A 19,377-nucleotide genomic window follows, 5' to 3' on the forward strand; every position below is an offset into this window, starting at 1 on the left:
TTTACTTTGACGAAATGAAGTGAACGTTATATAATCGAACACAATAAATTCATAGTTTGAGAGTCGGTAATTCGATTACGTGTCGAATTTGAATTGGGAAGACCGGTGAAAATCCGGCGCGGTCCCGCCACTGTAAGTGAGGAGAGCTTTTCTTTTTGAATCCACTGTCACTTGATGGGAAGGATGAAAGGCTTGTAGATTCACTAGCCAGGATACCAGCCGCTCTATCACATCAAACACCTACGGTTGATAGGAGATGTCGGAAAAGCGTCAGTGATACTTACGCTTGATTTCGCACACACATTTTGTCTTTTTAAACCAGACATTTGCCCTCATCAATCTTGACCATGAGTGTAAATGTCTTTTTATATTTAGAGGAGGAATTGGAATTGACAATTGTTAAAACAAGCAATCTAGGTTTCCCACGAATTGGTTTAAACAGAGAATGGAAAAAAGCACTTGAGTCTTATTGGAAAGGTCAAACTGACCGAGAAACACTATTAAGCACACTCGATGATCAATTTTTAACTGCGATTAAAACGCAAATTGATCAACAAATTGATGTTGTTCCTTCAGGAGATTTCACCTTCTATGATCACGTTCTGGATACTGCTGTCATGTTTAATTGGATTCCAGAGCGCTTCCGCAGCTTGAAAGACCCACTAGATACATACTTTGCGATGGCAAGAGGAACGAAAGATGCTGTCTCAAGTGAAATGACAAAATGGTTCAATACAAACTATCACTACATCGTCCCAGAATATGAAAAGAGCACAGAATTCAAAGTCACACATAACAAACCACTTGAAGCCTATGAAAAGGTGAAGAAAGCATTTGGGGTTGAGACAAAGCCTGTTGTCCTTGGTCTTTACACGTTTGTTACACTTTCCAAAGGCTATGAAGCAAGTGAAAAGAAAGACATCCAGCAACGCCTCATTCCACTTTATATTCAAGTATTAAAAGAGCTTCAAGAAGCCGGCGTCAAATGGGTTCAAATTGATGAACCTTCACTTGTGACCGCTTCGAGTGACGAAGTAAAAGAAGTAAAAGACATTTACGAAGCCATTAAAAAAGCAGTCCCGGGCTTACATCTTCTTCTCCAAACATATTTTGATTCTGTAGATGCGTATGAAGAGCTTGTCACTTACCCTGTTGAAGCCATCGGTCTTGATTTTGTCCATGACCAAGGACGCAATCTTGAGCAGGTGAAAAAGCATGGCTTCCCGAAAGATAAAATATTAGCAGCTGGAATCATTGATGGCCGCAATATTTGGAGAGCAGATCTTGGTGAACGATTATCTTTTGTATCTGAACTCATTGGGGATATACAAGCAAAAGAAGTATGGCTACAGCCATCAAGCAGCTTACTTCATGTACCGGTGGCGAAACACCCAAGCGAACAGCTTGAAGAAAAACTATTAAATGGACTTTCTTATGCCACTGAGAAGCTGGTTGAATTAACACGCTTAAAAGAAGGCCTCACAAATGGCAAAGCTGCAATTGAACAACATATCAATGAAGCAACAGAAGCACTTCTTACCTTAAAAGAGTTTGCTAAAGGAACAAATGCGGATTTAACTGCTGAACGCAATAGTCTTTCTTCTAAAGATTTTAAGCGTCCTGTTGCCTTTGAAGAGCGTCTTCGTATTCAAAACGAATCACTCGGACTACCACTACTGCCAACAACAACAATTGGTAGCTTCCCACAATCGGCAGAAGTACGGAGTGCCCGCCAAAAATGGCGCAAAAATGAGTGGACGGAAGCGGAATATGATGAATTTATTAAGAGAGAAACAAAGAGATGGATTGATATTCAAGAAGAGATTGGTCTAGATGTACTGGTTCATGGTGAATTTGAACGTACGGACATGGTTGAATATTTTGGTGAAAAGCTTGCCGGATTCGCCTTTACGAAGTTTGCATGGGTGCAATCGTATGGATCACGCTGTGTAAAACCACCAATTATTTATGGAGATGTCGAATTCACATCACCAATGACCGTCAAAGAAACGGTTTACGCACAAAGCTTAACAGAGAAAAAGGTCAAAGGTATGCTGACAGGACCTGTTACCATCTTAAATTGGTCTTTCCCAAGAACAGATATCTCTCGAAAAGACATCGCCTTCCAAATCGCATTCGCACTTCGTAAAGAAGTAGAAGCGCTGGAAGAAGCAGGTATCCAAGTCATTCAAGTAGATGAACCTGCCTTAAGAGAAGGTCTTCCTTTAAAAGAGAGTGATTGGGCAGAATATTTAAACTGGGCAGCAGAGTCCTTCCGTTTATCGACTTCTTCTGTTCAAAACGAGACACAAATTCATACACATATGTGCTACAGTAACTTTGAAGATATTGTCGATACCATCGAAGATCTTGATGCGGACGTGATTACAATTGAGCACTCACGAAGCCATGGTGAATTCCTTGATTACTTAGAGTTACACCCTTACCTAAAAGGTCTTGGACTTGGGGTATATGATATTCATAGCCCACGCGTACCATCTGTCGAAGAAATGAGTCAGATTATTGATGATGCGCTGAACGTCTGTCCGACAGATCGCTTCTGGGTCAACCCTGACTGCGGATTGAAAACGAGACAAGAGCCTGAAACAATTGCGGCATTGAAAAACATGGTAACAGCTGCTGAAGTAGCCCGCAAAAAGCTAGCGCAGCATGCATAAATAAAGAAATACCCCTCCCCTGCGATGTGAAGCAGGGGATTTTTTTCACTTCACATATGCGTGATCTGATCATCTACCAGTCATTTTCTTTTCTCTCATGAATCATTTATACTAAGGTATGAGTCGAACATTGGGAGGGAACAAACAATGAATCACGAAGCTTTTTTACAACGCGCAATTGACCTTGCAGTAGAAAGTGTACATCAAGGAACAGGCGGCCCTTTTGGAACTGTTATTGTGAAGGATGGGCAGATTATTGCTGAGGGAAGCAACACTGTCACGACAAGCAATGATCCAACCGCACATGCAGAAGTCGTAGCCATTCGACATGCGTGTCAGGCTCTTCATACATATCAGTTAGAAGATTGTATTTTATATACAAGCTGTGAGCCTTGTCCGATGTGCCTTGGCGCTATTTATTGGGCGAGACCAAAAGCGGTTTATTTTGCAGCTGGACATCAGGATGCAGCGTCTTCTGGTTTTGATGACTCGTTTATCTATGAAGAAATAAACAAAGAGTATGAAACAAGAAACATTCCATTCCATCAACTAACTCTTCCAAAAAACCTTGCACCATTTGAAGCTTGGGAAGCTTTCGAAAAGAAGAAAGAATACTAATAAAGACACCTGCACAATGCAGGTGTCTTAGATTTTTCCTTACTGCGCCACTTCAAGGTCCACTTCTATATTCCCTCTTGTTGCTTTTGAATATGGGCAGAATTGATGGGCAGCCTCGACGAGCTCTTTCGCCTTGTCATGGTCTAGACCTTTTGCGGAGACAATCAGCTTCACACCTAGCTTAAATCCCCCATCACTTTCATCTTTTAATAGACTGACTTGTCCTTCAACGTCCGATTCGATTTCGATCCCTTGTTTTTTTGCCACTTGCTCAAGCGCTCCCCCGAAGCAAGCTGCATAGCCAGCTGCAAACAATTGCTCTGGATTCGTGCCTGTGTCTCCCTCTTTCTTTACATTCGGCATCACAATCTGGTGATCAAGAACACCATCGTCTGATCGCACATGTCCTTCTCTTCCATGATGCGCCTTCACTTTCGCTGTGAATAAAGGTTTCATTTCAATCTCCTCCTTTTTCTATTATTACTTTTCACGTTTCATCACTTTCTCAAACATTGAGCGCACATTGAATATTTTTTCAATTTCAGCATGTATTTATTTTAAAAAGGATGAAAATCTTATACAATGGAAAGTATGATAAAAATAGTTGGTGACAGACATGACAAATGAATTCGATCATATGAAGCTGGAGAATCAGCTATGTTTCTTATTGTATGCAAGTTCAAGAGAGATGACGAAGCGTTATAAGCCGTTATTAGATGAGCTCAACATCACCTATCCACAATATTTGACATTGCTGTTGTTATGGGAGCACAAATCGTTAAATGTAAAGAAAATGGGAGAGCTTCTTTATTTAGACTCAGGCACACTTACCCCAATGTTAAAACGAATGGAACAGAATGGATTGATTATCCGAGAGCGTTCAAAAGAAGACGAGCGTTCTGTGCACATTCGATTAACGGAATACGGTGAACAGTTAAAAGAGAAGGCAACCACCATTCCATTACGGATGCTGACTGGAACAGGCAAATCTGAAGAAGAGCTGAAAACATTACGTGCGTCTTTACACGGGCTTTTACAAGAATTAACCCACAAAAAAGGCTGAGGGAACATGTCCTCAGCCTTTTTATGATGCTCTTTTTTATTGTGCAACTGCTACAAGTTCTACCTCGATGTTTCCTGCTGTTGCTTTTGAATATGGGCACACCCCATGTGCTTTACGAACAAGTTCATCTAAAGCAGATTGTTCAATTCCAGTCCCTTTCACTTCTAACTTGACGCCTAATTTAAACCCATCATCTGATTGATCTTTCACTAAGCTTACATGTGCGGTTACTTCACTTTCAAAACGGACGCGCTCCATTCTAGCGACCATTTGAAGAGCTGAATCAAAGCATGCTGAGTATCCTGCTGCAAATAATTGTTCTGGGTTGGTCGCTTTTTCAAGCTTTTTCGCTCGAGGTGTCCCAGGCATCGCAACATCATGTTCAAGTACACCATCTGTTGAGACCACTTTTCCTTCTCTTCCGCCTACTGCTGATACAGTAGCTGTAAATAAAATATCTGACATATCTATCCCTCTCCCTTTATAAACATTTTTCATAATTGAATTGTACACAATCTAATTGCCCAAGTCAACAGAAAGACATTTGTTTGAATCCATTGTGCGTTTCAACATGTACAAATAAAAAAAGCCCTATATATAGGGCTTTCAGATGAAGTCATGCTGCGGATTCTGTTGTTCCATCGTGTGGTTTCTGTTGTCTGGAGCGGCATTAGATACTGTCAGCCATAATGCCAAAACGGAGATACTTGTACAGACGACTGCCCATTTTTTAAAATTCATATAAACAATCCCCTCTCTGAATATAGATTCGCGCATGTTCTGCTTCTTGATAGAACATGGAAGATTTTTCATAATCTTCTATTTCATTATAATACTTTGCGGTGTCTAATGCTAGCTCCTCTATATCTGGATATGCATATGCAGACTCTAAAAAGTGGAATATCTGTTTAATTTGTTCGGCATCTTGCTTTTTGTATAGAGCGGTTAGAAATTTTGTCTTTTGAATATGAATATCGTCTTGCAAAGCTTCTGCCCGTTTCATACATTCTGTTTGGTAGTGTATCGCTTCTTCTATTTGCCCTTGTTTAAATAAGATTTGTGCGGCTGTATAAAGAGGATCAATAGATCGGCGGAGATGATCAGATTGATTTTGGTCAAATAACACGATGGATTCTTTCATGAGTTCAAGCGCGCGAACCAAGTCTCCCATTCGATAATAGCTGTTCCCCATATTGAACAAAGAGGATGCGATGAAACGCACATTTTGAAAGTCCTTAGATTTGTCGAGTGCTCTTTTTAGATGTGGTAGCGCTTTTTCATGCCGCCTCATATCATCATAATTTCCAGCCACAATAAATTCACATTGAATGGTACGTAGTGCATACAGTTCATGCTGAACATAGACATCGAGCGCAAGTTTTGCATGGTGCATCGAGATATGTGTTTGTTTCATATGGTAATAGATTTCCGACATTTTAAAATGGAATTCCGCTCGTTCAATGTCATCAGATACAAAAGAAAGCTTGTGCTCTGCCTTTTGGTAAGAAGAGATGGCGGCAATGTATTGCCTTCTGCCAAATTCATACATGCCTCTGAAGAAATGGTAGTAGTATTCAAGCATGCCTGTCACATGCGTTTGGTGCTCGTCTATTTCTTTCGAAAGCTCGGAAAAGTTGGCGCGCAGCTTTCCTTCTTTTAATGGCTTTAAATAATCAAGCATCACTTCATGCCTAAATTCCATTAAAGAAAAATAGAGAAGCAAATTCTGATCTTCTTCCATTGAATCAAGAGAGGTGCGAATTTCCTGCTTTACCTGTTCTGCTTGTTCTGAATCAAATCTGCGGATTAATTCATACCACTTGTTGATTTTCACTCCAATATCGGAAGAGGGAATCGTTTTCGCCATATGTTGCCTTCTCCAATCTTCTCAAAATATAAAACATTACCATATTTTATCATACTTAACATAAAAAATACAAAAGGAAAAGAGAGCCCTCTTCGATAGGACTCTCTTTATCGTGATTTATTCTCTTACTTGACCATGTCCGCGAATCACAAACTTTTCAGAAGTTAAAGCTGGTAAACCCATTGGTCCTCTTGCATGAAGCTTTTGTGTACTAATGCCAATTTCAGCACCATAACCAAATTCAAAGCCATCTGTAAATCGAGTGGAGGCGTTATGATACACAGCTGCAGCGTCGACTGCCGTTAAGAATAATGAAGCGTGTTGATCGTTTTCAGTAATAATCGCCTCAGAATGTTTGGATCCGTATGTTTGAATATGCTGAATGGCTTCTTCTATACTTTGCACCATTTTGATACTAACAATTGGGGCTAAAAATTCTGTTTCGAAATCAGCTTGTGTCGCTAGCGTAACATGTTCATCAAGCTGACAAACATCCTCGTCTCCACGTATTTCTACACCATTTGCATGTAGTGTTTGACACAATGAAGCGCCGTGTGTCCTTGCCCAATTTTTATGAATGATGATGCTCTCAATTGCATTACACACAGACGGTCTTTGTGTTTTGGCATTCAATACGATTTGTTCAGCCATGTCTTTTTGGGCTGTTTCATCTATAAAGATGTGACAATTCCCAGCACCCGTTTCAAGCACTGGCACGGTAGACTCTCTTACAACAAGATCGATTAAATTTTTTCCTCCGCGTGGGATGAGTACATCTAAATAGTCATTTAAAGTGAATAACGTTTTGGCGGTTTCTCTTCCTGTGTCTTCAATCAATTGCACACTGTCTACAGGGATATCCGTTTCTTTTAGCGCTTCATGGATCACTTTGACAATGGCTTTATTGCTATGGATAGCAGAAGAACTTCCTCGTAAAATCACTGCATTTCCAGTTTTCAAACAAAGTGTCGCTGCATCGACTGTCACATTCGGCCTTGCTTCATAAATCATTCCAACAGTCCCAAGAGGCACACGTACCTTTTCGATGAGGAGACCATTTTCTTTTTGGATTGTTTCTAGCGTTTCACCAATTGGGTCCTTTAATTGTACAAGTTGGAGTGTTGCATCTGCGATGGCTTCAATTCGTTCTTCCGTCAATGTAATTCGGTCAATGACGGATGAGGTGAACTGTTTTTCCTCTGCTGCTAGGACATCCTTGCGATTCTCTTCGATGAGAAAAGCTGTTGACGCTTTTAAGGCTTTGGCAATCGCTTTTAGGGCTTCATTCTTTTGTTCCGTTGTTTTTAATAGTAGCTGTTCTTTGGCTATACTCGCTTTTTTCGCTTTTTCAAGAACTTCATTCATCGGTTACCCTCCTCAATTTTCACATGTTGAACCCAGTGATCCCGGTGAATGACCTCTGGTTTCTCTATATCAAGCTCATCACTTCTCATCCCTTTTACCGCCAGGAGCTCATCTGCTGCATACAGCGTTTGTCCCTTCCCGACTAAACCGTTTGGACCAATGACCTCGACGACCTCTCCTTTAGAAAAATCACCGGCTACATCAATGACACCAGCAGGCAGCAGGCTGCTTCCATTATGAGAAATGGCTGCTTCTGCTCCTCCGTCAATCATAATTTTCCCGGAGACTGGTGAGTGAAATTGAATCCATTGACGACGATTCGTTACCGCCGATAAGTCCTGTTCACCAATGTAAGTCCCATCACCATGACCAGCAAGAATTTGAAGCAACTTGTCTTCTCCCGATCCTGTTCCAATGAATACTTTGACTCCAAGAGATAGTGCCGTTTGTGCAGCTGATAGCTTTGATTTCATTCCGCCTGTACCGACCTTTGAGCCTGTAGACTTCGCATATGAGAACAGTTCATCCGTAATATGTGTGAGGATGTCAAACCTCTTCGCTTCAGGATGTTCATTAGGGTTTGCATCATAGATCCCATTAATGTCTGTTAGAATGATCAGTTGGTCTGCATGGATTAATCCACTAACGAGAGCTGACAGCATATCATTATCACCAAATGTGAGTTCCTCAATAGAGACAGAATCATTTTCGTTAATAATTGGTAATATTCTTCTTTCTAGCAGTTCCATCATCGTGGCATACGCATTTCGATATCTGGTTCGATCTGAAAAGTCATTACGAGTGAGGAGCATTTGTGCAGGCGTCATGTCAAACTGAGAAAATAACTCTGTATATTTCTGCATGAGCAAGCCTTGTCCAACGGCGGCGGCGGCTTGTTTTCCTTTTAACGTAACAGGTCTTGAAGGGTATCCTAGACGCCCAAACCCTGCCGCAACTGCTCCTGATGAAATTAAAATGATCTCATGTCCAGCCTCTTTAAGCTTCGCGATGGCTTTGACATGGTCCCACATTTTTTGTTCATCAATCGCTCCCTTTTGTTCTGTTAATGAACTGCTACCAATTTTAATGACAATTCTCTGCTTTTTCATCGTACATTCCCTCCGCTATACCTTTCCCAATAAAAAAAATCCCTTTTCCTCCTAATTTAAAGGACGAAAAGGGATTTTCCGTGGTACCACCTTCATTGAATAAGCATGATTGCTTATTCCACTCAACTCCTGTAACGCCAGGCATGCGCTTAGATTTTTCCTCTAAGGCTCAAAGGTAGGTTCAGCAGCTGTCTGTGGCAAATGTTTCAGCATTTCATTCGCTCTCTTTACACAGCAGTCCCTGCTTACTATTCCTTTTCAACGCTCGTTAATTTTTTTATATTATGACCAATTGCTACAGAAAAGTCAAGCGGTCAATTAAACACGATGGTTTTATTCTCATGCACAATAATTCGATCTTCTAGATGCCATTTGACTGCGCGTGCCAACACACTTCTTTCAATTGAACGACCAATGTTCTTCAAGGCTTCTGCATCATCTCGATGATCAACTCGGTCAATATCCTGTTCAATGATTGGCCCTTCGTCTAAATCATTTGTGACATAATGAGACGTTGCACCGATTAATTTGACCCCACGCTCATATGCCCGCTTATATGGGTTCGCCCCGATAAACGCTGGGAGAAAAGAATGATGAATATTGATGATTTTATTTGGATGCTGCTGGATGAAATCAGGTGTTAAAATCTGCATATATCGAGCAAGCACAATCACATCAATCTCATATTGTTCTAGTAACGCCAGCTGCTGTTTTTCCGCTTCTTTGCGAATATCTTTATTCGCCTTTACATAATGGAAGGGAATCCCAAGCGACTCTACTGTATCTTTCGCTGTTTCGTGATTGCTTATCACGACGGCTATTTCAGCCATTAGATTTCCACTTTGCCATTCCCATAAAAGTTCATGTAAACAGTGCAGTTCCTTTGACACAAAGATTGCCATCTTTTTAAGTTCACTCGCGCGTGAGATACTCCATGTCATTTGAAATGAGTCAGCAATTGGCTCGAAGCTACTCTTCAACTGGTCTATATTTGTCGAGATGTCTTTCAAGTCAAATTCTATTCTTAAAAAGAATCGACCCACTTCATGATCTGTTGTGTATTGACTTGATTCAATGATGTTTGCTCCGTTTTCAAATAAAAAGGTAGACACGGCAGAGACAATCCCAGGCTGATCTGGACAGCTCACTAGCAATTTTCCTTTTTGCTGATGTTTTTGTTTATGTAATTCAAGTTTTTCTGTAATCAATGTTCTCATGTATGATGACCTCTTTTACGTTTTCATTCTAATGAAATCTTATACTGACAAAAGAGAAAAAGCAATTGAGGGAACAAATTTTATTGAATATTCATTCAAATCTACATCACATGCTATAATGCGGGTAACCTTTTATCAAAAAAGGAGTGATGTTGAATGAAAAGTATGACCTTATTTGGTAAAGTGAACTTTTGTCTCGGCATTGTCTGTCTCATCATCGGCATCTATCTGTTTATAACAGGAGAAAGACTCATTCCTTTGCTCACGCTTGGTGTCTGTTTCGTGCTGATGAGTTTTCTTTATCGTAAAAATGAGAGTGATTCCAACGACCACTCGGTGTAAAACAAAAAGGGCTGGCATTCGAATGCCAGCCTTTTTCAACCAATTAATTTTAAACCGACTGCCGCTGATAAAATCAACGCGATAAAGAAAATGCGTTTTGCATCTTTCGATTCTCCGTAAAACAGCATTCCGACAATTGCTCCTCCAACCGCTCCGATACCGGTCCAAACAGCATATGCTGTTCCCATCGGAATCGTATTCATCGCAAGAGACAGCATCGAGAAGGAAATCGTAAATCCAACTGCTATGAAGAGAATCCATTTGAAATGACGCTCTTTCTGAAATTGATTCATCATCGTCACGCATAACATTTCAAAGATTCCTGCTCCAACGAGTAAAATCCAGCTCATGATTCAGTCTCTCCTTTCGTATCACCTGTGGTAAGCTTCAGTCCTAACACACCACATAGCAGCATCATAATCAGCAGTAATTTCCCTACATGAACTGGCTCACCAAGTATCATGCCTAAGATGACCGTACCGGCTGTTCCAAGTCCTGTGAAAACAGCATAAAGTGAACCAACTGGCAGTACATTGGTTGCTTTCAGAAGTAAGGTAAAGCTGATGATAATACAAACGATGGTTGCGCTCCATTCTCCCAAAGTGCTGGCGTACTTTAAGCCCATCACCCAGCAGACTTCAAAAATGGCCGCAATGAATACATATCCCCATTTCATTTTATCTCTTCCTTTCTCACCGATTCCAGGCAACAAAAAAAAGCACGGAAATCGATCGTTTGATCAAATCTCCCGGGCTTTTATCCCTCCGTGTCCATACGGTCTGCTGACAGACCCTATGTGTTTTCTCTCGGTCCAGACTACGTTTCCGTACGGAACCCTAGAAAACTTTCGCTTGAACTGCTAAAAAGCAGATTATTTATCAAAATTGTATCACACCCTCGGACAATGGTCTACCGTCCTTCCTTTCAAAAATACTTGTTCATTTTTCGAAAGACATTTTTTTGCGTCGTCGTATACTAAAGAGGTATTGTCATTTCTGTCTAAAAAACATTTCATTGATTTGTAAAGTAAGGGGCGGATCATTCGATGATGACCGAAGAGAAAAAACATGAATTTTATCAAGCACTTGTTCAAAAGAACCCACAATATGACGGTACATTTTTCGCTGGCATTAAAACGACAGGCATCTTTTGTCACGCCACATGCACAGCGAGAAAACCAAAATTTGAGAACTGCGAGTTCTTTTACACAGCAGAAGAGGCGTTGCTTGCTGGGTATCGTCCATGCAAGCGGTGCACACCATTAACATATCCGAACAGCATCCCTGAAGAAGTCAAAACACTCGTCGCTGCCGTTGAAAAGCAACCAGAGAAGCGCTGGAAAGAAGCAGATTTTCGTCAATTGGGCATACATTCTGCCACGGCGAGAAGAAGATTCAAAGACATTTATGGAATGACTTTTGTGCAATATGCAAGATCACGGCGAATGGGACTTGCCTTTAAAGAAATTCGTCGTGGAAAAAAAGTGATTGAACAACAAGTGGCCTTTGGTTATGAATCTTCCAGTGCTTTTAATGATGCATTTACGAAATTGATGGGCAATCCGCCCAAAAAAACAGACGTGAAGATCCTCTATGCACATTTTATCACGACACCGATTGGACGAATGATCAGCATGTCAGATGAGACTCACTTGTATTTGTTAGAATTTCTCGATCGAAGAGGCTTAGAAAAAGAAATTGAGAACATGAGAAACAAACAGAATGTCCGTATCTTGTTTGGGGAAACCGAGGTGTATCAAAGATTAGTTGAGGAGTTACACTTGTATTTTGAAAAGAAGCTCACGACGTTTACCGTCCCTCTTTCCTTACATGGTACCCCTTTTCAACGGAAAGTATGGGACCTTCTCGTGAATATTCCAGCAGGCGAAACAAGATCGTACAGAGACCTCGCCACCATACTTGGCGATCAGCATTTAGTGAGAGCGGTTGGCAACGCAAATGGAGCCAATCAAATCGCAATTGTGATTCCTTGTCATCGGGTCATTCAAACAAATGGCGGGCTTGGCGGGTACGCAGGCGGAATAGAACGAAAGAAATATTTACTTCAGTTGGAACAGTGTGATGAAAAACAGCGGCCCTGCTTATGAGTCATGCAGGCCGCTGTTTCCTCCTAAGGTCATGCTATAGACATCAATCGTTTGATCCCATTTTGTAATGGTTTTTTCTTTCTTCATTCCTATTTTGATTGCGACCTGAATGGATGCTTCATTTTCAGGTCGAATCAAACTCACCATTCGTCTCACTTTCAACTCATTAAAGCCATAGGAAAGGCAGCCCTTTGCAGCCTCAGTGGCATATCCATTTCCCCAGACTGACCTCTTTAGCATGTAGCCAATTTCAAGCTCGATCTGTCCTTCAATATTTTGCAGGACGATCCCACTTTGACCGAGTGGTTCCTTCGTTTCTTTGTTTTCAATGATCCAAAGGGATGTATGATACATTCGATCATTCTTTTCATTCCATTTGATCCACTCTCTTGTCTGCTGTTTATCTTTTAACGAAGGATAGTACTTCATCACTTCTTTATCTTGAAACATGTCGTATAGAAAAGGGGCATCATTATCATTCATCGTTCTGAGTGTAAGTCTCTCTGTTTCAAACACGGTCCGTGTCTGTTTTTTCATCCTTGGACCTCCCTACTCTCTAATCGCGAAAGATATCTCCGAACAATCCATTTGAGTCTGGAGCAAAATATTGAAAGCCTGCACCGGTCAATCCAGCCGCTAAAGCTGTCCACATCATTAAACTGATGGTCATCCACATCGCTACTTGTTTTCGCTTCGTGCCGAAACTCATACACATGAGCGCAGATAAATGACTCCCTATGATGAAAGGCCCGACAAGTGCTAGACCTGGAAGACCATAACGCTCCCAAATTCTTCTGGCCCTTTGTTGCTTTTTCTCCCCTTTTTCATTACTCGTTTCCCCTTTTCTTTTCATTCGCCATTCCTTAAACTTGTCAACGAACACAATGAGAAGCAAAACCGTGATGAAGTTTCCAATAAATCCAATGATGGCAGTTGTGACAGGATGCAAACCACTAAGGATCGCCAGCGGAACGATGCCAACCACTTCAAATAAAGGTAAAGCAGCTAAAATAAAAACAAGTACATATCCCCACAAAGTATCCAATAACACGACCTCATTTCATTTTTGTCTACCTCCCATTGTAAAGAAAAACAAGAAGCTATTTCCACACTTTTTAGAAAAAAGAAAAGCACATCTTAAAAGATGTACTTACAGGATCTTTTCATTCTTCTTATCTGTTTGTCGCAAAACAATGTTCGTGACCAATAGGATGATCACAATAGATAGTAAATTTAGGATCAAAAGCACACTTGGTGACGTCCAACCAATCCATTCGAATAGTAACTGTGGTCCGAAAAAGACGAGTGGGATGAGCGACATGATATTCACCTTTAAAATGGCATTAAATATGACGATACAAAGCAACATGAGAATAATAGCATTCCATCTTTGACTTGGGGGGAGTGTCAGAATAGGTGTACCCAGTTGTTGATCCAGCAGTTTCACCGTAATCATTACGGTCATTTCGAAGACACCTAAAATCCAAAAATAGAAAAATGCACGCCGCCCTGTCTGAAAAGCAGACGCTCTAAACATGACAACGATCATGATGATATTGGCCACTAAAATGAGCGGATATCCAATGAGTGCGTACCATGAATATGACAAGCTTTGACTGATTGCGTCTGATAAAATCATGAAAAAGAGTGATCCAATTAAAAAGGCACTGACAAACGGAACCCAGTCTTTGTAATGTCTCGAGAGCTCTTTTGCCAGTTCATCAGCAAAGGCTCTTGGATTACCACCAAACACTTCCTCACCTTTTTTGCCATCTTTCTCAGCTTCCACAGCGTGTGTCGTTAATTCATCCATTAGGTCGTCAATTTCTTCTTCATTTTTCCCCAAGGATATGAGGTAGAGTTTTAGTTCTAGTAAGATGTGTCTTGTTTCTTTTGTTACCATCTTCTCACTTCCCTTTATGTAATAAACGTTCTACATTTTCTGACAGCTCATTCCAGCGTGCAATAAAATCCGTTAGTGCTTGTTCTCCCGCTTGAGTGAGCGAATAGTATTTTCTTTTCGGTCCGCTTGTTGATGCTTTTGTGACAGTGCTTACCAGCTCTTCTTTTTGCATTCGTAAAAGGATGGGATAAATACTTCCCTCACTAATTTGATCAAATCCATAATGCGCGAGCTTTTTCGTCATTTCATATCCGTAAATGTCGCCCTCAGAAATAATAGAGAGTAAACAGCCTTCTAAAATCCCTTTTAGCATTTGTGTTGATGGTGTCATGATCGATCCTCCAACTTCAGTCTCTTGTTATACAAGACAGTCTCAGCTTACCACACACTATCTTGCAGTGCAAGGTAGTGTGACAGAAAAAAATCACCACATAAAGGGTGATTTTTACGCCCATGGTTTATCTGTTCCAAGTGCGTCAGCCAATGCTTTACTATGCTTTCGGCGGCTTTTTCTTTCCTCTGCTCGCTGCTTCGCTGTTTGATGTAGCATAATCTCTTCTTCTGTTTCTGGCATAACCTGCGGAACTCTTTTCGGCTTGCCATTTTCATCAAGCGATACAAATGTCAGAAACGAAGTCGCTGCTAGTCTACGTTCTCCAGACATCAAGTTTTCTTTTATGACTTTGACGAAAACCTCCATAGATGATGTGCCGACCCATGTGACATAGGACTCTAAGCATACGGACTCTTTTTGCCCAATCGGCTCTAAAAAGTCAACTGAGTCCATTGATGCCGTTACCGTCTCACTTCGGCTATGTCTAGCAGCGGAAATGGACGCAATGTCATCTATATAACTCATTAATTTGCCACCAAATAATGTTTGATGGTTATTCGTATCGAGAGGGAAAACCCTGCTTGTTTTCACGACTTTTGATTCTTTACAATACTTGAAATTTTCTTCACTCATCGTTATAGCTCCTTCGTGCTGTTTTCTTTGATGCAGGATGTATTTTATTAAACACTATTCTTTTAGGTTTGTCTAAACTTTTTGCTTTCGCCTTCATGAGTGATGTCTACATCCCAAACAAGCCAACGAATAGAATCGTTTCTACTCATTGGCTTGTCCACGCAGACTCATGAATTTTTATGATTTTCTGTTGTACAAATGACAGGCCACTTCATGACCCTTTTCGGCTTCTTGCAGTGTTGGTTTACTTGTCATACAAACATCCATCGCCGCAGGACACCTTGTCCGAAATACGCAGCCACTCGGCGGATTGACGGGGCTCGGTATGTCTCCTCGTAAGATGAATCTCTTACGCCGGTCTTCTATGTCAGGGTCAGGAATGGGGATAGCAGAAAGGAGAGCTTGTGTGTAGGGATGCAGCGGCGTCTCATATAATGCTTCACTACTTGTCATTTCTACTAAATGTCCTAAATACATCACACCAATTCTATCGCTAATATATTTCACCATAGACAAATCATGTGCGATAAAGAGAAACGTCAGCCCTTCCTCTTTTTGTAGCTTTTTCAGTAAGTTCACGACTTGTGCTTGCACAGATACGTCAAGGGCTGAGATCGGCTCATCTGCCACAATAAACTTTGGCGCTAAGGCAAGGGCTCTTGCAATTCCGATTCTTTGCCTTTGCCCCCCGCTGAACTCGTGGGGATAACGACTTGCAAAATCATAGCTGAGGCCAACTACTTCAAGCAGTTCTTGTACTCGCTCGATCCGTTTCTGTTGACTGCCGTACAATTGATGAATGTCCATTGGTTCTAGCATTATCTCTTTTATTGTCAGCCTAGGATTTAATGAGGAATATGGATCCTGAAACACCATTTGAATACGTCTATTGAATTCAAACGCTTCTCTCCTAGACAGTCCATGCAAATTTCTTCCCTCATATACAGCCTCTCCCTCTGTTGGATCATACAGCCGCATCAACACTTTCCCCAGTGTGGATTTGCCGCAACCAGATTCACCAACGAGCCCAAAGGTTTCTCCTTGTTTCAGCTCAAAAGAGACACCGTCAAGTGCTTTTAACGTCTTTCCTTTCGATAAGTCAAAATGTTTTTTTAAGTTACGGACTTGTAACAGCGGCTCATGCGCCATATGTCACCCCCTCCTTTCATTTGGCAAATAGCTGCGTGCTCCCGCCCACTCTTTTTCATACGAGCTGCCAGAAAGGGGGATGAGTTCGATTGATCTCCCGGTTTTAGGAGAGTGAAGCATGTGGCCATTTCCGGCATAAATTCCAACATGACGAACCGCTCCCTCCCCGTTGTGATTCGAAAAGAACATCAAATCACCAGGCTTTATATGGCTTGAGGAAACAGGTGATCCACAAACCGCTTGATCGCTTGCGTCTCTCGGCAAGAGGTACCCGCACGCCTTATACATGCTGTAGGCAAATCCCGAACAATCATATCCAAAACTGCTCATGCCTCCCCATAAATACGGGAGTCCAATAAATTGTTTTCCCATTTCGACGACATCCATGCCAGTTAATGAACCGGCTGGAACTGGTCGTACATCCTCTTTCTTGATTTCTCTTCGCCCTACTGGTGTGTGCACATGAAAGTGACGTTTTGTTTCTTCGATAGGTGTAAGTGACGTTAAAAAACCAATCGTCATATCTGCGATACCTTTTTGATATAAAACAGCTTGTTTCTGACAAACCATGAAGGATTGTGCCTGCTCTTGACGCTCTGTGACTTGCTTTAATTGCTGCGTAGGCATATAGCCTGGGTATCCCTGCGGATCTTTCCGACTTGGCTGCTGAGGAATGACGACTTTGATCCATCCATCTGTCTCCTCTAAACCAATGACCTGTTCGCCTAGTAGCACTTGAGTTTGGATAAGGTTTTCTTCACATAATGCCAATTTCTCTTCATCTGTTTGTTGATTGATCCACTCGCTCATCTGAATGCGCTCACGAAGGATCTCCTTGTCAATTTCTCTAGGTGCTTGTGGCGTTGTCCATACATTCGCAACGGGAACCTTTGATTCATATGTCATCATCAGACGTCTTTCACCCCTTTAATGCCTAGCCCATGCTGTGACGGGAGAAAAATGTCATTTCCTTCATACACAATCCCACCATCAATCACATCATCTGCCAGCATCAGTGGTGCATCGAAGTCGTATCGAGTCATATTCGGTTGACTGGCAGCCAAGTGAGCAGCGGCGGTTATGCCTAGTTTTGTTTCAATCATACTGCCCACCATGCATTGAACGCCGCATGCTTCTGCTAAGGCATTTATTTTAAGTGCCTCTTTTATTCCACCTGATTTCATCAGCTTAATATTCATCAGATCACAACTTCTGGCTTCAAGTACCTTGATGGCATCACGGAAGCTAAAGACACTCTCATCCGCCATGATCAATGTGTCGGTTGCTTCAGTTACTCGGCGCATACCTTCAATGTCTTCTTTAGGCACAGGCTGCTCGACGAATTCGATATTCAACTCTTCCATTTTTCGGATCGCCACGATTGCTTCCTTCCATGTCCATCCTTGGTTGGCATCAAGTCTAATTTGGATGTTTGGACCAACCTTTTCTCGAATTCGCTTCACGCGCTGAATATCGGTATCAATGTTATCCTTTCCTACTTTGACCTTTAAAGTACGGAAGCCTTCTGATACATATTGCTTCGCATCCTCTGCCATCTCTAGTGGCCGATTCACACTGACGGTAAAGTCCGTTTCAAGCTTCATACGGTAACCACCTAGATATTGATAAAGTGGTAGCTTTGCCTGCTTCGCTAATCCATCATAGATGGCCATATCAATTGCTGCTTTTGCACTCGTGTTGCCTATTAGGTTCCGGTTCATGGCTGAAAATATCTGTTCAACTTGCGACAACGTGGCACCAATTAACAGCGGCTTGATGACTTCACAAATAGCATAGTCGATGCTTTCTATTGTTTCTCCTGTAATCACCATAGTTGGAACAGCTTCCCCATAGCTTTTTTCACCTTGATCATAGGTGATGATGACAATGAGAGATGTCGCATCATATACCGTTCTTAAAGCGGTTTTAAACGGTTTTTTTAACGGTACGCTTGTTCTACGCGTTTGCACATCAACAATCTTCATTTGATCGCCTCTTTCTGGCTAACACCCGGAGATACGCACAGTGTTTTTTTAGTTGCATCTAGTACGGATGTAGCGCCAATGGGGATGGCGAAGTTAGGTGAGGAGTGACCAATTCGAAATCCTCCAAGTGCCGGTTTTTTTTGCGGGACAATGTAAGTCTCCCAAAGCTCCTCTAGCGTCAAAGAAGGCGCTTCGGTTTTTGGCTCACATTGATGAAAGTCTCCGATGATGAAACCAGCCGCATCGTCCAGCTTGCCAGCGGACTTAAGATGCTGCATCATGCGGTCAATTTTATACGGTTCTTCGTCAATATCTTCAATGAATAACAGTTTCCCTTTCGTATCGATCTCAAACGGTGTACCTAGTGTTGTCACAATGAGGGCAAGATTCCCTCCTGTGATTTCCGCCGAGACGGTGCCAGGATAATAAGTATGAAGTGGTGACAGGTGATGTCCATACGTAAAGGTTGTTGGAGAAAACAACTGTAAAAAGGTATCCTTCGTCAATGGATGAACCTCCTTATGTCCGACATCAGATGAAAGCATTGGACCGTGAAACGTGACCAACCCTGTTGTCTGATGAATCGCCATATGTAAAAATGTAATATCACTGTACCCCCAAAAAATTTTCGGGTTCTGACGAATCAAGTCATAATCAATGGCTTCCGCTAATCTGGCCGTCCCATATCCACCACAAGCGCAAATAATCGCTTTCACCTCTCGATCTCTAAACATACGATGGATCTCTTCAACTCGTTCATGATCACGACCTGCTAAGTAACCATACCGACGATCGATATACTGTCCTTTTTTCACATGGAGTCCAAGGCTTTCGAGAAATTCAATGCCTTTTGCTAACTTCATCTCATCAGGGGGACTTGCTGGTGCAATAATACCCACCGTATCCCCTACTCGAAGTGCCGCTGGTCGCTGATTCATGCGATATCCCTTCTTTCTGCATTGTTTCTACCAATCTATGGGCATCTTCTCCATCACATGATGGAATAA

At 41.7% G+C, this 19,377-nt stretch carries 22 protein-coding genes, 2 riboswitches and 1 other annotated feature; of the genes, 5 read left to right on the top strand and 17 right to left on the bottom strand.

Translation table 11 applies throughout. The features are described 5' to 3' along the window. The first annotated feature begins 47 nt into the window (after window positions 1-47). A riboswitch (cobalamin riboswitch) is annotated at window positions 48-239 on the top strand. Between the two features lie 150 nt (window positions 240-389). Both metE and AB1K80_RS02835 read left to right on the top strand, forming a co-directional pair. After that, a complete protein-coding gene (gene metE / locus AB1K80_RS02830) occupies window positions 390-2,678 on the top strand; it encodes a 5-methyltetrahydropteroyltriglutamate--homocysteine S-methyltransferase (protein ID WP_412855102.1) in 2,289 nt (762 codons plus the stop codon). A 147-nt stretch (window positions 2,679-2,825) separates the two neighbouring features. Next, window positions 2,826-3,296, top strand: a complete 471-nt coding sequence (locus AB1K80_RS02835; protein WP_412855103.1) for a nucleoside deaminase — start codon at window positions 2,826-2,828, stop codon at window positions 3,294-3,296. Window positions 3,297-3,335: 39 nt separating this feature from the next. On the opposite strand, the gene AB1K80_RS02840 is transcribed toward AB1K80_RS02835, so the two are convergent. Continuing rightward, complete coding sequence (locus AB1K80_RS02840) at window positions 3,336-3,752, bottom strand: organic hydroperoxide resistance protein (RefSeq protein WP_412855104.1); 417 nt, start codon at window positions 3,750-3,752, stop codon at window positions 3,336-3,338. Between the two features lie 160 nt (window positions 3,753-3,912). Between AB1K80_RS02840 and AB1K80_RS02845 the strand changes: the two genes are divergently transcribed. Then, on the top strand, window positions 3,913-4,359 hold the full coding sequence (locus AB1K80_RS02845; protein WP_412855105.1) for a MarR family winged helix-turn-helix transcriptional regulator: 447 nt from the start codon (window positions 3,913-3,915) through the stop codon (window positions 4,357-4,359). 36 nt (window positions 4,360-4,395) lie between these two features. Here the strand turns inward: AB1K80_RS02845 and AB1K80_RS02850 are convergent, their stop codons facing one another. The 5 genes from AB1K80_RS02850 to purU form a co-directional block, all read right to left on the bottom strand. Then, window positions 4,396-4,824, bottom strand: coding sequence for an organic hydroperoxide resistance protein (locus tag AB1K80_RS02850; RefSeq protein ID WP_412855106.1), 429 nt, complete (start codon window positions 4,822-4,824; stop codon window positions 4,396-4,398). A 265-nt stretch (window positions 4,825-5,089) separates the two neighbouring features. Next, window positions 5,090-6,226: a tetratricopeptide repeat protein gene (locus AB1K80_RS02855; RefSeq protein ID WP_412855107.1), complete on the bottom strand. Its 1,137-nt coding sequence runs from the start codon at window positions 6,224-6,226 to the stop codon at window positions 5,090-5,092. A gap of 117 nt (window positions 6,227-6,343) precedes the next feature. After that, the gene (locus tag AB1K80_RS02860) at window positions 6,344-7,591 is read right to left on the bottom strand and encodes a glutamate-5-semialdehyde dehydrogenase (RefSeq protein ID WP_412855108.1); all 1,248 of its coding nucleotides are present in this window, start codon (window positions 7,589-7,591) and stop codon (window positions 6,344-6,346) included. Further along, entirely contained in the window at window positions 7,588-8,700 is a 1,113-nt protein-coding gene (gene proB, locus AB1K80_RS02865) for a glutamate 5-kinase (protein WP_412855109.1), read from the bottom strand. The genes AB1K80_RS02860 and proB overlap by 4 nt, the downstream gene beginning before the upstream one ends. A gap of 56 nt (window positions 8,701-8,756) precedes the next feature. Further along, window positions 8,757-8,971 (bottom strand) — a binding site (T-box leader). 43 nt (window positions 8,972-9,014) lie between these two features. Continuing rightward, window positions 9,015-9,917 (bottom strand): formyltetrahydrofolate deformylase, encoded by a 903-nt coding sequence (purU, locus tag AB1K80_RS02870; protein WP_412855110.1) that lies wholly within the window; start codon window positions 9,915-9,917, stop codon window positions 9,015-9,017. 156 nt (window positions 9,918-10,073) lie between these two features. On the opposite strand from purU, the gene AB1K80_RS02875 reads away from it, so the two are divergent. Then, window positions 10,074-10,259: a hypothetical protein gene (locus tag AB1K80_RS02875; RefSeq protein WP_412855111.1), complete on the top strand. Its 186-nt coding sequence runs from the start codon at window positions 10,074-10,076 to the stop codon at window positions 10,257-10,259. 35 nt (window positions 10,260-10,294) lie between these two features. Here AB1K80_RS02875 and AB1K80_RS02880 read toward each other — a convergent pair whose 3' ends face one another. After that, window positions 10,295-10,609 (bottom strand): DMT family transporter, encoded by a 315-nt coding sequence (locus tag AB1K80_RS02880; protein WP_412855112.1) that lies wholly within the window; start codon window positions 10,607-10,609, stop codon window positions 10,295-10,297. After that, on the bottom strand, window positions 10,606-10,935 hold the full coding sequence (locus AB1K80_RS02885) for a DMT family transporter (RefSeq protein ID WP_412855113.1): 330 nt from the start codon (window positions 10,933-10,935) through the stop codon (window positions 10,606-10,608). The genes AB1K80_RS02880 and AB1K80_RS02885 overlap by 4 nt, the downstream gene beginning before the upstream one ends. A 67-nt stretch (window positions 10,936-11,002) precedes the next feature. Then, window positions 11,003-11,110: riboswitch (guanidine-I (ykkC/yxkD leader) on the bottom strand. Window positions 11,111-11,304: 194 nt separating this feature from the next. Here AB1K80_RS02885 and AB1K80_RS02890 point away from each other — a divergent pair. Next, window positions 11,305-12,366, top strand: a complete 1,062-nt coding sequence (locus tag AB1K80_RS02890; protein WP_412855114.1) for a bifunctional transcriptional activator/DNA repair enzyme AdaA — start codon at window positions 11,305-11,307, stop codon at window positions 12,364-12,366. Here the strand turns inward: AB1K80_RS02890 and AB1K80_RS02895 are convergent. The 9 genes from AB1K80_RS02895 to AB1K80_RS02935 form a co-directional block, all read right to left on the bottom strand. Then, window positions 12,361-12,903, bottom strand: coding sequence for a GNAT family N-acetyltransferase (locus tag AB1K80_RS02895; protein WP_412855115.1), 543 nt, complete (start codon window positions 12,901-12,903; stop codon window positions 12,361-12,363). The two genes, AB1K80_RS02890 and AB1K80_RS02895, sit on opposite strands and share 6 nt — an antisense overlap. A 19-nt stretch (window positions 12,904-12,922) precedes the next feature. Continuing rightward, window positions 12,923-13,411, bottom strand: a complete 489-nt coding sequence (locus AB1K80_RS02900) for a small multi-drug export protein (RefSeq protein ID WP_412855116.1) — start codon at window positions 13,409-13,411, stop codon at window positions 12,923-12,925. 105 nt (window positions 13,412-13,516) lie between these two features. After that, a complete protein-coding gene (locus AB1K80_RS02905) occupies window positions 13,517-14,269 on the bottom strand; it encodes an HAAS domain-containing protein (protein WP_412855117.1) in 753 nt (250 codons plus the stop codon). A gap of 4 nt (window positions 14,270-14,273) precedes the next feature. After that, a complete protein-coding gene (locus tag AB1K80_RS02910; protein ID WP_412855118.1) occupies window positions 14,274-14,600 on the bottom strand; it encodes a PadR family transcriptional regulator in 327 nt (108 codons plus the stop codon). Window positions 14,601-14,714: 114 nt separating this feature from the next. Next, window positions 14,715-15,236 (bottom strand): acyl-CoA thioesterase, encoded by a 522-nt coding sequence (locus AB1K80_RS02915; protein ID WP_008346212.1) that lies wholly within the window; start codon window positions 15,234-15,236, stop codon window positions 14,715-14,717. Window positions 15,237-15,413: 177 nt separating this feature from the next. Next, window positions 15,414-16,385 carry an ABC transporter ATP-binding protein gene (locus AB1K80_RS02920; RefSeq protein WP_412855119.1) on the bottom strand — a complete coding sequence of 324 codons (972 nt, stop codon included), beginning with the start codon at window positions 16,383-16,385 and terminating at the stop codon, window positions 15,414-15,416. Window positions 16,386-16,388: 3 nt separating this feature from the next. Beyond that, window positions 16,389-17,291 carry an NlpC/P60 family protein gene (locus AB1K80_RS02925; RefSeq protein ID WP_412855152.1) on the bottom strand — a complete coding sequence of 301 codons (903 nt, stop codon included), beginning with the start codon at window positions 17,289-17,291 and terminating at the stop codon, window positions 16,389-16,391. Window positions 17,292-17,293: 2 nt separating this feature from the next. Beyond that, the gene (locus tag AB1K80_RS02930) at window positions 17,294-18,370 is read right to left on the bottom strand and encodes a mandelate racemase/muconate lactonizing enzyme family protein (protein ID WP_412855120.1); all 1,077 of its coding nucleotides are present in this window, start codon (window positions 18,368-18,370) and stop codon (window positions 17,294-17,296) included. Continuing rightward, complete coding sequence (locus tag AB1K80_RS02935) at window positions 18,367-19,308, bottom strand: S66 peptidase family protein (RefSeq protein WP_412855121.1); 942 nt, start codon at window positions 19,306-19,308, stop codon at window positions 18,367-18,369. The genes AB1K80_RS02930 and AB1K80_RS02935 overlap by 4 nt, the downstream gene beginning before the upstream one ends. Window positions 19,309-19,377: the final 69 nt, after the last annotated feature.

The sequence above is a fragment of the Bacillus sp. 179-C3.3 HS genome (assembly GCF_047229225.1).
In the GTDB taxonomy this organism is placed as follows: Bacteria; Bacillota; Bacilli; order Bacillales; family Bacillaceae; genus Bacillus.